The organism is Nocardia sp. MH4 (assembly GCF_019266065.1).
In the GTDB taxonomy this organism is placed as follows: domain Bacteria; phylum Actinomycetota; class Actinomycetes; order Mycobacteriales; family Mycobacteriaceae; genus Nocardia; species Nocardia canadensis.
Genome location: NZ_LPNR01000106.1, coordinates 1 through 14,533 on the forward strand (window position 1 = coordinate 1; position 14,533 = coordinate 14,533).

The following is a 14,533-nucleotide window of genomic DNA, read 5'->3' on the forward strand; positions in this document are numbered from 1 at the left end:
GCGCGCGGCCAGCGCCGGGCGGCCGGGCCCGCCCTCGGCGGCGGGCACGACCCGGGCCGCCAGCTGCGCCACGGTCGGCGCGTCGAACAGATCGCGCAGGGCGATGGTCGAGCCGAGCGCCGAATTCACCCGGGCGACCACCTTGGTCGCGCTCAGCGAGTTGCCGCCGAGTTCGAAGAACGACTGGTCGACGCTGACCTGCTCGGCCCCGATGACCTCCGCGAACACCGCGGCCACCGCGGCCTCGGTGTCGGTCCGGGGCGCGAGGTAGGGGCGCTGCGCCGCCGAGAAGTCCGGCACCGGCAAGGCTTTGCGATCCAGCTTGCCCACGGGGGTGAGGGGAATCTCGTCGAGCACGACGACATAGGCGGGCACCATGTAGCCGGGCAGCTCCGCCGCGACGGCCGCGCGCACCCGCTCGGTCTCCAGTGCGACACCGGGCGTGGGCAGGACATAGGACACCAGCACGGTCGCCCCCGCCGGGCCCGCGCGCCCGATGGTCACCGCGTAGTCGATCTCCTCGTCGCGCGAGAGCACCGCGTCGATCTCGCCGAGCTCGATCCGCAGGCCGCGGATCTTCACCTGGAAGTCGCTGCGGCCCAGGTACTCCAGCGCGAGGTCGCCGTCCTCGACGACCCAGCGGACCATGTCGCCGGTGCGATACATGCGGTCACCGGGCTCGCCGTAGGGATCGGCGACGAACCGGCTCGCGGTCATCTCGAACCGGTTGAAATAGCCGCGGGCCAGCGCGGGCCCGGCCAGATACAGCTCGCCCGCGATGCCGACCGGCACCGGCCGCAACCAGGTGTCCAGCACCACCACCGCCGACCCCCGGATCGGTCCGCCGATGGTGATCGGTTCGCCCGCCACCAGCTCGGCGGGACCGGTGGCCCAGATGCTGAATTCGGTGGGGCCGTACAGGTTCACCATCCGGCGACCGGCCGACCACTTCTCGATCAGCTCGGGGGTGGCGGCCTCACCGGCGACCGACAGCACCCGCAGATCGGTGAGTTCGGTCGGTTCCATGGTGGCCAGCGCCGACGGGGTGATCACCGCGTGGGTGACCCGTTCGGCGCGCAGCAGCCCTTCGAGTTCGCTGCCGCCGTAGACCTCCGGCGGCGAGATCACGAGCCGCCCGCCCGCCGAATGCGCGGTGAGCATCTCGAAGACCGAGGCGTCGAAGCTGGGCGAGGCGACCTGCAGCGCGCTCGCCGACGGGTCGAGGGCCAGCGTCTCCCGTTGCGCGGTGGTGAGATTGGCGATGCCGCGATGGCTGAGCAGCACCGCCTTCGGCTTGCCGGTGGAACCGGAGGTGTAGATCAGGTAGGCGGTGTGGTCGATGTCGATGGGCCCGCCGCGTTCGGCGTCGGTGATCGGCGCATCGGAGACCAGCATCACCCGGCGCAGCGTGTTCAGGTCGTCGAGCAGCAGCCAGTCGATGGTGCCGGGCAGCGTCTCCCCGGTCGTGGTGACGGTGACGCCGATCGGCGCCTTCGAATCGGCGAGCATGTGCTCGATGCGCTCCACCGGATAGCTCGGGTCCAGCGGGACGAATGCCGCGCCGGTCTTGGCCAGCGCCCACACGGCCACCACCGATTCCAGCGACCGGGTGAGGGCGAGCACCACGAACACCTCGGGGCCGACGCCGCGGCCCAGCAGGACCCGGGCGAACCGGTTCGACCAGGAATCCAGGTCGCGGTAGCTCATTCGCAGCTCACCCGCGCTGACCGCGATCGCGTCGGGATCGATGCTCGCGCCCGCGGTCAGGATGTCGGGCATCGTCCGCATCGGCACCGAGGGCAGCCCGCGGACCGGCGCCAGCCGCGCCAGTTCGGTGTCGTCGCAGTAGCGCACCTGCGAGACCAGGTCGTGCGGCTGCGCGGCGAGCCGGCCGAGCAGCCCGACGAACCGGTCCAGCAGCGACTGCGCGGCGGTGGCGTCGAGCTGATCGGCCATGAACTTCACCGTGATCCGCAGCGCGTCGCCCGCGCCCGCCTCGCCGCGCAGCGGGATCACCATGAGATTGAGCGGATACGGCGTCGCGTCGGTGCCCTCGACGTCGAGCACCCGCATACCCGCGATGTCGAGCGCCTGCGAGAGCGCCTCGCGATCGATCGGATAGGACTCGAACACGGTGAGGGTGTCGAACAATTCGGCCAGCCCGACCGCACGGTGGATCGCGGCCAGCCCGACGTGCTGATGATCCATCAGCCGGGCCTGCTCGGCCTGCACCCGGGCCAGCAGATCGGAGACCTTCTCGGCGGGGTCCAGCGTCACCCGCACCGGGACGGTGTTGATGAACAGGCCGACCATCTCCTCGACGCCCGGCAGCTCCGGCGGCCTGCCCGACACCGTGCTGCCGAACACCACGTCGGTGCGGCCGGTCAGCATGGCCAGCAGCAGCGCCCAGCTCGTCTGGACCAGAGTGTTCACCGTGGCGCCCGCCTCGCGGGCCGCGCCCTCGAGCTCGGCGACCGTGGCGGCGGACAGCTCGCGGGTGACCATCGCGGTCTCCGGTGAGGCGATCCCGGCCAGGGTGGGGACCGCGCGCGTCGGGGTGTCGATCCCGGCCAGGGACTGCTGCCAGGCGGCGAGCGAGGCGTCGGCGTCCTGGGCGGCGAGCCAGGCCAGGAAGTCGCGGTAGGAGCGGGCGGGCGGCAGCACCGACGCGTCGCCCGCGGTGACGTAGAGCGCGAGCAGTTCCCGGACCAGCAGCGGCGTCGACCAGCCGTCGAGCACCAGGTGATGGTTGGTCATGATCAGCCGGAACCGGCCGGGCGCGGTGGTGACCAGGGTGAAGCGGATCAGCGGGGGACGGGTGAGGTCGAAGCGGGTCAGCGCGTCCAGGGCGATGATCCGGTCGAGTTCGCGGGTGCGCTCCGCGTCGTCGGTGAGGTCGGTCAGATCGATGTCGGTCCAGCGGATCTCGGCGTCGGCCAGGACCAGCTGGCGTGGACCGTCGTCGGTCTCCACGAACGCCACCCGCAGGTTCTCGTGCCGGTCGACGAGCGCCTGGGCCGCGATCCGCAGCCGGGTGGTGTCGACGGTGCCCGCCAGGGTGAGCATCGACTGCACGGTGTAGCCGTCGGCGGTGTCGGAGTCGTAGAGCGCGTGGAAGAGCAGGCCGTACTGCAGCGGCGAGAGCGGCCACACGTCGACGAGATTCGGGTAGCTCTGTTCCCAGCGATCGATCTGCGGCTGGTCGAGGGCGACGAGCGGGAAATCCGACGGCGTGCGCCCACCGGCCTCTCCGGAACGCGCGTGGTCGGCGAGCGCGCGCAGCGCGGCGGTCCACAGGTCGGCCAGCTCGTCGACCGCGTGCTCGTCGAGCAGCCTGCTCGCGTAGGCCCAGGTGACTTCCAGGCCGGCGTCGGTCAGCACGGCATTGATGTCGACGACGGCGGCCAGCGGGGCCCGCTCGTCGTTGGTCGCGGCGAAGCGCCGGGGCATCCAGGGATCCTCGCCGGTAACCGCGCGGCCGAGATAGTTGAAGCTCAGCTGGGGCGTGGGGGCATCGGCCAGCGCGGCGGCGGTGTCGCTGTTCAGGTACCGCAGCAGGCCGTAGCCGACCCCGCGGTCGGGCAGCGATCGTAACTGCTCCTTGGTGGCCTTGAGGGCGGACCCCGCCGCCGGGCCGCCGGCGAAGGCGTCGCTCAGGTCGATGTCGGCGAGGTCGACCGCGACCGGGTACACGCTGGTGAACCAGCCGACCGTGCGCGCGACATCGGCGCCGGGCAGCAGGGATTCGTCGCGGCCGTGGCCCTCCAGGGTCAGCAGGGCCCCGGTGCGGTCGCGCCAGCGGCACACGGCCATGGTCAGTGCCGCGAGCAGCACATCGTCGGCGCCGCAATGGAATTGCTCGGGCAGGGTGGTCAGGACGGTGTGCGCGAGCTCCGGCGGTACCGTGCTCAGCCGCTGTTTCATGGTGGCGACGACGTCGACGACGGGGTCGAAGGCGGTCCGGTCGGCGGCGAACGAGGGGTCCGGTGTCGCCAGGACGTGTTGCCAGATCGGCAGTTCGCCGAGCCGGGTGTCGGCATCGTCGGCCAGTCCGTGCGCCCAGCGGCGGAAGGAGGTGCCGACCGGGTCGAGGGTGCCGCCGAAGGCGGCGGTCGCGAAGTCCGGCAGCAGGATTCGCCACGAGACGCCGTCGGTGACGAGGTGGTGCAGGACCAGCCAGCACAGCGGCGCGGCCTCGGCACGGTCGAGCAGCACGAACCGGGCGACGGCGCCGACCGTGGGATCGAGCTGATCCGCGGCGTCCTGCAAGGCACGCTCGACGGCGTCGTCGGTGTCGGCCGAGACGACGTCGAGCAGCGGGTCGGCGGCGACCGAACCGGGTTCGGCGACCACCCATTCCCAGCCCCGCGGGGTCTCGCGCAGCGACGAGCGGAGCAGGTCGTGGTGATCGAGCAGGACCTGGATCGCGGTCGCCAGCGCCGCACGGTCGATGCCCGCGGGCAGGCCGATCAGCACGGCCTGCCCGTACCGGCCCCAGGCGTCACCGTGCTCGACCAGCGCGTGCACGATCGGCGTGAGCGGCACCGGACCGACACCGCCACCGGGCAATTCGTGCACCACGTGGACCTCGGTGTCGGCCGCGACCGCCGCCAGCGCGGCGACGGTCTTGCGTTCGAACACGTCCCGGGCGCTGAACGCGATCCCGGCGGCCTTCGCCCGCGAGACCAGCTGGATGGAGACGATGCTGTCGCCACCGAGGGCGAAGAAGCTGTCGTCGACGCCGACCGACTCCAGGCCGAGCACGTCGGCGAACAGCGCGGCGAGCGTCTCCTCGCGCGGGGTGGACGGCGCGCGGCTGGTGACGGTGCGCGCGCTGAAATCCGGTGCGGGCAGCGCCTTGCGGTCCACCTTGCCCAGCGGCGTCAGCGGAACCCGGTCGAGCACCATGACCACCGCGGGCACCATGTAGGCCGGAAGGCTCTCGCCGACCGCCGCTTTCACGGCCTCGGGGTGGACGTCGGCGCCGGGCTCGGTCGTCACATACGACACCAGCGCGGTCGCGCCCGTGGCCGTCTCGACGCCGAGGGTGAGCGCGAAATCGATCTCGGGCAGCCGCTGCAGGGCGGCATCGATCTCCCCGAGCTCGATCCGGAAGCCGCGCACCTTCACCTGGAAGTCGCTGCGGCCCTGGTATTCCAGGACGAACCGGCCGTCGTCGTCGCGCCACCGCACCAGGTCGCCGGTGCGGTACATCCGCTCACCGGGTGCGTGCGGATTCGCGACGAACCGGCTCGCCGTCAGACCGGTGCGCCGGTGATAGCCGCGGGCCACGCCGGGGCCGGCGAGGTACAGCTCGCCGACGGTGCCCGCCGGGACCGGGCGCAGCCAGGGATCCAGCACCAGACCGGTCACCCCGCGCACGAGACTGCCGATCGTCACCGGCGCATCGGGCACCAAGGCGTCGGTGAGGGTGGTGGTCACGGTGGTCTCGGTGGGGCCGTAACCGTTGAGCAGGGTGCGACCGGCCCACTTGGCCACCAGTTCCGGCGGGCACGCGTCGCCGCCGACGACGATCGTGCGCAGCCCGGGCAGCGTCGCGGGATCGAGCGAACCCACGACGGCCGGGGTGACATTGAGATGGGTGACCCGGTGCGCGCGCAGCACCTGCGCCATGTCCTCGCCCGCGTACGCCGAGGGCGGCACCACCGCCAGGCTCGCGCCCGCCGCCAGCGTCACCAGGATCTCCTCGACGGAGATGTCGAAACTCGGCGAGACGGCGTGGGCGACAACGGAGCTCGCGTCGACACCGAACCCGGCTCCCGAGCTCGCGACGAGGTTGGCCAGGCCGCGATGCGAGACGAGCACGCCCTTGGGCAGACCCGTCGAGCCGGAGGTGTAGATGATGTAGGCGACCTGATCCGGCCGCACCGGAGCGCGGCGGTCGGCGTCGGCGATCGGCCCGGCATCCTGGGCGGCGATCTGCGCGAGGGTCGCCTCGTCGTCGAGGGTGAGCCAGTCGACCCCGTCCGGCAGCGATTTGCGCGCCTGCGCCACGGTCAGACCCGTGATCACCCCGCTGTCGTCGACCATGTGCTCGATGCGGTCGGCCGGATAGGTGGGATCGATCGGGACGAACGGCGCGCCGGTCTTGGCGACCGCGATGGTCGCCAGCACCGACTCGGCCGAGCGCGGGATGGACAGGGCGACACCGTGTTCGGGGCCGGCGCCGGCGGCGATCAGCACCCGGGCGAGCCGGTTGGTGTAGTCGTCGACGGCGCGGTAGGTCAGTGTCTCGTGCGCGCCCCAGCGCAGCGCCACCGCGTCCGGGTCGAGTGCGGCGCCCGCCGTGAGGATCTCGGGCAGCGTGCGGATGTCGACCCCGGCCGGTCCGCGCGCGGGGACCGCGAGGGCCTCCTCGGCGGGGGACAGGACCGGCACCGCCGACAGCGGCGCCTCGGGTCCGGCGACCAGGAATCGGTGCAGGAACCGCAGGAAGCGCGCGTGATGCCCCGCCAGGTCGGCCTCGCTGTACAGATTGCCGTTGCCCTGCAAGTCGATGTGGGTGCTCTCGCCGCCGACGCCCGGATACAGGTTGACGAACAGGTCGTCGATCAGGCCGGAGGTGAGCACGTGCAACCGCCCGACGACCGGGCCGAGCGCGATCCTGGTGTCGACCATCATCAGATTCACGGCCGGGCCGAACGAGGTGGCCTCGTCCATCGCCCAGCCGAGGTCGCGGACGATGTCCTCCTGGCGGTAGCGCTGGCGGCGCAGCGCGCCGGTCAGCTCGCTCTGCACGGCGAGGATCGCCGCGCCGACGGTCGTGGTCGGGTCCAGACCGACCCGCAGCGGGACGACATTGGCGAGCATGCCGCCGGACCGGCGCAGCGTCGCGGAGGTGCGCGCCGACACCGGCAGGCTCAATACCACTTCTCGCGCCCCCGTCATCGCGGCCAGGTAGGCGCCGAACGCGGCGACCACCGTCGGCGCGACACCCGAGTTCACGGCGGCGGCAACGGAATCCAGCAGCGCCGCGGTCTCGGCGGGCAGCGCGCCCGAGACCCGGTTCGGGTGGCCGTCGACCTCGGCGTCGCGCCCGGCCAGATTCACCGGATCGGCCATCCCCGCCAGGTGCTCACGCCAGTACTCCCGGTCGGCGGTGAAACGGTCGGAGGTGCGGTAGGCCAGGTCGGCCGCCACGATCTTCTGCAACGGCTCGGCCTTGGACGCCGGGGCCTCTCTGCCCTCGACGGCGGCGTTGTAGAGCTCGCCGGTGCGCTGCACCAGGGCCAGCGCCCCCATGCCGTCCAGCGCGATGTGATGCATCCGCGAATACCAGAACCAGCGGTCGTCGGCGACGCGGAGCATGGCCAACCGGACCAATCGGTCGCGCATCACGTCCAGGGGAGCGGTGTACTCGGCGCGCATCCACGCGTGCGCCGCCGCGACGGGGTCGGGCTCGGCGCGTAGATCCAGCTCGGCCATCTCGTCGTCGAGGGAGAAGTCGACGTACTGGTGGGGTTGGCCGTCGATGTCGATCAGGCGCAGATAGCCGGTGCCGAACTCGCGGCCGGTCCGGCGCACGACCCGCAGCAGCAGTTCGTGGTCGACCGGACCACTCAATTCGACGTATTGGGCGATGGAAATGGGGGTGTCGCCCGCGATGTGCTGGGCGAACCAGATACCACGTTGCGCCGCGGACAGCGGGAAGGCGCCCTCGGAAGGCTGGGTCATGAGCGGACCTGCGTTCTCATGTCTGGAGCTCGGTATTCACCATGTGTCCCCGACCGGCGGGCGATTACCTGGTAGGTAGTACCCGCCGCTGCGTACTGCGCTCTCGATCCATTCTGGACCTGCGAGGACCAGACCGGAATGGGTTCAGGAGACAGCGCGCAGATCGGCCGTCGACAGCGGCGCGTCGGAGCTGACCAGATAACGCTGCAGGGTCGAGCGATCGTCGAGGACCAGCCAATCGACGACGTCGGTCAGTTCGGGCCTGCGGGCCCGGGTGGTGATGCCGGCGTAGGCGCCGAAGACGAACTCGTCGTCAGTGACCGCGACGGGGATCGCGCCGATCTTGCGCACGGCCGCCTCGGCGACGATCGCCTCGATCGTGGCGTCGACCGCCAGCGCGATCCGGGCGCCCGCGGTGACGCCGCGGCCCAGCAGCAGTCGCGCCAGCCGGTTGGCCCAGCGATCCAGATCCGCGTCGGCGAGCTGTCCATCGGTGGCGATCGGGCCGCCCTGCTTGCGCGGCAGCTGGATGACGTTGTCGGCGATCGAGGTGGTCGTCGTGCTCATCGTGGTGTCCCCTTGGCGCTGGTAGGAGGTGCTTTTCGGTACACCTCTACTGTCGTCGCCGGGCGGGGTCTCCGACAGCGACCCCAGCGTTGGGGGGTGGCCTCCCAGGGGGGCGCGTTTCCCACCCCAAGGTGGTTGAACCCGGTGGTCGTCAGCCGAAGCCGATGACCTCGATATCGCGGTACTTCGCATCGGTCGTGATCAGCAGCAGGGAACCGGCGACCGTGGTGAATCGCAGGGATCTGGTCCCCGGCGCCACGGTGATCGGCAGTACCGGTCCCGCGCGACCGGTCGACCGGTCCCAGGTGCGTAGGTGGTAGCCGTTGTCGGAGGTCAGCGTGACGACCTGGTCGGCGAGCAGCACCGCCGCCTCGGCGTACTGCGCTCGCTCGTCGGAGGTCGTGTCGAGCTCGGTGGATGCGCCGTCGGCCGCCGACAGGATTTCCCATCGCCTGGGCAGCCGATATCCGTCCGGGTGGTCGGAGCTGACCAGGGCGTGGTCGTCCGCGGCGCGCACGTCGACGTTTGTGCGGCTCGATGCGGCGATCGCCGACGTCAGCGGGGCGTTCGGCGGCAGGAGGAGCGCGGCGTCGGCGCCGCCCCGGACGTAGCTGATCCAGACGAAGCCGCTGTCGAGCACCCGGACCTCGACATAGCCGGGCGACTCCCGGCGCGGCGCGGAAAAGTCGCGCCGGTCGCGCACCTGCCCGGACCGCGGATCGAACACGGTGACAGCCACCGTCGCCGTGTCGCCGTCGCCGCAGGTCGCGACTCGGTAGATCGCGGTCATCGTGGCGACGACGCGCTCCCCGGTCGAGGTGCACCCGGGCGGTTCGGCCGGAGTGGTCCACAGGTGGCGGCCGGTCCTCGCGTCGTACCGGGTCACCGTCCCGCGGGCGGAGGTGGTGGCCAGCAGGTGCCCGGGAACGATGGCGTCCCGGTCGCGGGTGAAATCCCCGGCGCGGTTGACGGCCCCGTCTCGGGTGAAGTCCGCGTCGGACCAGCGGAGTTCACCGGTGTCGGTGTCGAAGGCCAGCCAGCCGCGCTGCTCCCAGTAGGTCAGCACGACGTCCTCGCCGCGCAGCGCGACGGTCTTCGGCGGCACGTTCCCCACGCTGTCGGAGCCGACACCGAGGCGCCGGTAGTGCCAGCGTTCGGAACCCGTCGCACCATCGTAGGCCGTGATGCCGCCCCTGGTCGAGACGATGAACCCCGTTCCGGTGAAGGCGATTCGAGTGTCCGCGTTCGAGCCGCCGACCGGGGGCCGGAATCGGAATCTCTCCGGCCCGAGCACGGCGGGCACCGCGGTCTCCGGGCCGGGGTCGGCGGTGACGTGGTCGACCGAGGCACTGTCGTCGCCCAGCCGGCCCGCGACCCCGGCGGCGCCGAGCACCGGCGCGACGCCGACGACGAGGGCCACGACGAGCGCCGACCGCCGGGGCATAGGGGCGGTCGGCGTCGCCACGAGCACGAAGATCAGCGCCGCACCGAGGACGACGAGGGCCAGCGCCGCGATCGCACCCGGTACCCGCGGCGTGACGACGAACTCCGCGGTCAGCCGCTGATAGGTCGACGGGATGTGCGCGGTCACCGCGAACACGATGCTTCCGATGAGCACCGCCAGCAGGGCGAGCACGCCACCGGCCGTGACACCCGCGGCCCGCTCGTCACCGCGGCGCCCACGGATCAGCACCACCGTCACGATCAGCACGACCGCACCCGCGAAGATCAGGGTTGCCCGGACGAGGTGGCGGGGGAACTCGCCGGTCTCGGCGTAGCTGTCGAACGGCACCGGAATCGGTGCGGCGACGAACCAGCTGTACAGCGCCAGCGCGACACCCCCGGCGACCAGCACGGCACCGATCACACCCGCGTGGACCGGCCACGACGAACGTGCGCGCTCGGTCGACTGATCGTCGGACATGTTCCCCCCGGATAAGGACTCGATCGACACCGCCCCACCGGGTGTCGAGTCGAGACTAGCGCCGGTGGTGGCGACGCGGAAAACGCGCCGCCCCACCGCTCAGCGCGCGTTGCCGCCGATGCTGAAGTGGGCGCCGGTGGGGTCGGTGAGACCGGCCAGGCGGCCGTAGGGGGTGTCCATCGGCTCGAAGACGACGCCGCCGCCGAGGGTCTTGGCGAGTTCGACGGTCTTGTCGACGTCGTCGGCGCCGAAGTAGGCCGTCCACGCGCCGGGGATGCTCTCGGGGAGGTGGCCGGTGGCGTCCATGACGCCGCCGCGCATCGGTGAGGTCGCGTGGATGGTCGTGTACCGGAACTCGGGGGTGTCGGCCACGGCGAAGGTGTCGCGCCAACCGAAGACCTCGCGGTAGAAGGTCAGCGACTGCTCGTAGGCGCGGGTCATCAGCTCGAACCAGGACGGGACGCCGTCGTGGTTGCGCCAGACACCGTCGGCGACATCGCCGATCGCCTCGAAGCCGGGGAACTCGTCGGCCTGCCAGACGCCGACGCCGACACCGCCGACATCGGCCAGCACCGCCATCGTGCCGAGGTCGCCGACCGCCATCGGCTCGACGAAGATGTTGCCGCCCGCGGCGCTCGCCTTCGCCGTGGTCGCCGCGGCGTCGGCGGAGGCCAGGTAGACCGTCCAGCGATCGGGGTAGGGGTCACCGGCGTCGGGGATCCGGGGCATCGCGCCCGCGACGGCCTTGCCGTCCTTGCGCAGGGTGGTGTAGCCGCCGAATTCCTCGCCGCCGCGTTCGGCGGTCCAGCCGAACAGCTCGCCGTAGAAGGCGATTGCACGGTCGAGATCGGCGGTGTAGAGATCGACCCAGGTGGGATCACCGGGTTGCTGGGCACTGGACATGACGACTCCTCGGCTGCGGGGGACTGGCTCGACAGAGACGGTGGCAGGACGCGCCCACCGTCATCGATCATGACGCCGCGACCTCCGAAAAGTCATCGCCGACAACCGTTGCACCCGCCCGACCTGCGGAGGAAGATCGAGAACGGCGCCGGGCCGACACGCGGTCGGCCATCTACGGCGCGCTGAATACGACACAGAGTAGGACCCGCGCGGAATGCTGCGGCAGCACGGTTTACGATTCACACCAACGCATGCTGACCGTCGTCTGCCTCTGACCGGAGGACGGAGGGCCTGCGAGTGACGTACAGGCATCTTCAGGAGGATCAGTGACTGCGGTAGAGCCCAGGCCAGTCCCTCAGTTGGAAGCGACTCGACCGTATCCTGCTCGGACCGGGCCCAAGGGCTCGTTCCTGTACAAGGCGGTCACCACCACCGACCCCAAGGTGCTCGGCACCATGTACCTGGTGACGGCGATCAGCTTCTTCCTGGTCGGCGGTCTCATGGCGCTGCTCATGCGCGCCGAGCTGGCGCGCCCGGGTCTGCAGTTCCTGTCGCCCGAGCAGTTCAACCAGCTGTTCACCATGCACGGCACAATCATGCTGCTGTTCTACGCGACGGCGATCGTGTTCGGCTTCGCCAACATCATCCTGCCGCTGCAGATCGGCGCCCCCGACGTCGCCTTCCCGCGACTGAACGCGTTCAGCTACTGGCTGTACCTGTTCGGCGGCACCATGGCGACCGCGGGCTTCGTGACCCCCGGCGGCGCGGCGGACTTCGGCTGGACGGCGTACGTGCCGCTGACCGACATCCTGCACTCGCCCGGTGTCGGCACCGACCTGTGGATCCTGGGCCTGGCCGTCTCCGGTCTGGGCACCATCCTCGGTGGCGTCAACATGCTCACCACGGTGGTCTGCCTGCGCGCGCCCGGCATGACCATGTTCCGCATGCCGATCTTCACCTGGAACATCGCGGTGACCTCGGTCCTGGTGCTGCTGGCCTTCCCGCTGCTGACCGCGGCGCTGTTCGGTCTGGCCTACGACCGCCACCTGGGCGGCCACATCTACGACCCGGCCACCGGCGGCATCCTGCTCTACCAGCACCTGTTCTGGTTCTTCGGCCACCCCGAGGTCTACATCATCGCGCTGCCGTTCTTCGGCATCGTCTCCGAGATCTTCCCGGTCTTCAGCCGTAAGCCGATCTTCGGTTACACCACGCTGGTCTACGCGACGCTGGGTATCGCGGCGCTGTCGATCGCGGTGTGGGCGCACCACATGTACGCCACCGGCGCCGTGCTGCTGCCGTACTTCTCCTTCATGACCTTCCTCATCGCGGTCCCGACCGGTGTGAAGTTCTTCAACTGGATCGGCACCATGTGGCGCGGTCAGCTGACGTTCGAATCACCGATGCTGTGGTCGATCGGCTTCCTGGTGACCTTCCTCTTCGGTGGTCTGTCGGGCGTCATCCTGGCCTCGCCGCCGCTGGACTTCCACGTCACCGACTCGTACTTCGTCGTCGCGCACTTCCACTACGTGCTCTTCGGCACCATCGTGTTCGCCACCTTCGCCGGTATCTACTTCTGGTTCCCGAAGATCACCGGCCGCATGATGGACGAGCGCCTGGCGAAGTGGCACTTCTGGACCACCTTCGTCGGCTTCCACACCACCTTCCTGGTGCAGCACTGGCTGGGCGCCGAGGGCATGCCGCGTCGCTACGCCGACTACCTGCCCAGCGACGGCTTCACCACGCTGAACACGATCTCCACCATCGGTGCCTTCATCCTGGGCTCGTCGATGCTGCCGTTCGTGTGGAACACCTTCAAGAGCTACCGCTACGGCGAGGTCGTCACGGTGGACGACCCGTGGGGCTACGGCAACTCGCTCGAGTGGGCCACCACCTGCCCGCCGCCGCGGCACAACTTCTACGAGCTGCCGCGCATCCGCTCGGAGCGTCCGGCGTTCGAGCTGCACTACCCGCACATGGTCGAGCGCATGAAGGCCGAAGCGCATGTCGGCTGGGGCTCGGGTAAGCACGCGACGCACGTCAGCGAAGGCGCGCTCGCCAAGAAGTAGAAACACCGTAAGACGAGGGTGTGCACCTGCTGGGTTCACCAGCGGGTGCACACTCTTTTTGTGGGTAATCGAACGGAGCAGATCGACTTGGCCGACACCACAGTTCTCGTGACCGTCACCGGCCCCGACCGACCCGGCGTCACATCCGTGCTGCTGGCTACGCTCTCCCGCCACCAGGTGAGCCTGCTGGACGTGGAACAGGTGGTCATCAGGGGCAGGCTCACCCTCGGTGTGCTGGTCTCGTGCCCCAACGACCCCGAGGCACTGCAGGACGAGCTCGAAGAGGCCATGAACACAGTCGGCATGCAGGTCGACGTGTCGGTCGACGCGCAGATCGGCAAGCCGCCGATGTCGACGCACGCCGTCGTCGTGCTCGGCGCGCCCGTCACCGCGCACGCCTTCAGCGCGATCTCGCGGCTGCTGGCCGGCCTGGGCGCCAATATCGACACCATCCGCGGCATCGCCGACTACCCGGTGACCGGCATGGAACTGATGGTCTCGGCGATCGATTCCGGTGCCGACACCGATTCGCGGCTGCGCACCGCGCTGGCCGACATCGCCGTCGCCGAACAGGTCGACATCGCGGTGGAACGAGCCGGGCTCGCGCGCCGCGCCAAGCGGCTCATCGTCTTCGACGTGGACTCCACGCTGATCCAGGGCGAAGTCATCGAGATGCTGGCCGCGCACGCCGGAGTCGAGGAGCAGGTCCGCGAGGTCACCGAGGCCGCGATGCGCGGCGAACTCGATTTCGCCGAATCGCTGCGCCAGCGGGTGGCCACTCTCGAAGGTCTCGACGAATCGGTGATCGAGGAGGTCGCCGACCGGATCGAGCTCACCCCGGGCGCGCGCACCACCATTCGCACGCTGCGCAGGCTCGGTTTCCGCTGCGGTGTGGTCTCCGGTGGTTTCCGGCAGGTCATCGAGCCGCTGGCGCACGAGCTGGAACTGGATTTCGTGCAGGCCAACACCCTCGAGATCGTCGACGGCAAGCTCACCGGCCGGGTGATCGGCGAGATCGTCGACCGCGCGTTCAAGGCGACCGCGCTGCGCAAGTTCGCCGCCGAGGCGGGCGTGCCGATGGAGCAGACCGTCGCCGTCGGTGACGGTGCCAACGACATCGACATGCTCAACGCGGCCGGTCTGGGCGTGGCGTTCAACGCCAAGCCCGCGCTGCGCGAGGTGGCCGATACGGCGCTGTCGCATCCGTACCTGGACGCGGTGCTGTTCATCCTCGGCGTCACCCGCGACGAGGTCGAGGCGGCCGACGCCCGCGACGGCGGCGTGCGCCGGGTTCCGCTGCTCGGCCGGTAGCCCTGGCGCGTCGCGACCGGTGCGACCCGGTCGCGGCGTTAGCCTCCAGCGCAGGGTGTCCTTT

The 14,533-nt window shown here is 70.5% G+C and carries 6 protein-coding genes; 2 read left to right on the plus strand and 4 right to left on the minus strand.

Annotation, left to right across the window (positions count from 1 at the left end; genetic code table 11):
• The 4 genes from ATM97_RS18510 to ATM97_RS18525 all read right to left on the minus strand — a co-directional run.
• Positions 1-7,695 (minus strand): non-ribosomal peptide synthetase (locus ATM97_RS18510; protein ID WP_218719292.1); only part of this gene is annotated, 7,695 nt, incomplete at its 3' end.
• Between the two features lie 144 nt (positions 7,696-7,839).
• Complete coding sequence (locus ATM97_RS18515) at positions 7,840-8,262, minus strand: AMP-binding protein (RefSeq protein WP_218719293.1); 423 nt, start codon at positions 8,260-8,262, stop codon at positions 7,840-7,842.
• A gap of 151 nt (positions 8,263-8,413) precedes the next feature.
• Positions 8,414-10,186 (minus strand): PQQ-binding-like beta-propeller repeat protein, encoded by a 1,773-nt coding sequence (locus ATM97_RS18520; protein WP_218719294.1) that lies wholly within the window; start codon positions 10,184-10,186, stop codon positions 8,414-8,416.
• Between the two features lie 99 nt (positions 10,187-10,285).
• Complete coding sequence (locus ATM97_RS18525; RefSeq protein WP_218719295.1) at positions 10,286-11,089, minus strand: VOC family protein; 804 nt, start codon at positions 11,087-11,089, stop codon at positions 10,286-10,288.
• A 326-nt stretch (positions 11,090-11,415) separates the two neighbouring features.
• Here ATM97_RS18525 and ctaD point away from each other — a divergent pair, with 326 nt between their 5' ends.
• Positions 11,416-13,158 carry a cytochrome c oxidase subunit I gene (gene ctaD / locus ATM97_RS18530; protein ID WP_218719296.1) on the plus strand — a complete coding sequence of 581 codons (1,743 nt, stop codon included), beginning with the start codon at positions 11,416-11,418 and terminating at the stop codon, positions 13,156-13,158.
• A gap of 81 nt (positions 13,159-13,239) precedes the next feature.
• Positions 13,240-14,469 (plus strand): phosphoserine phosphatase SerB, encoded by a 1,230-nt coding sequence (gene serB / locus ATM97_RS18535; protein ID WP_218719377.1) that lies wholly within the window; start codon positions 13,240-13,242, stop codon positions 14,467-14,469.
• Positions 14,470-14,533 lie beyond the last annotated feature (64 nt).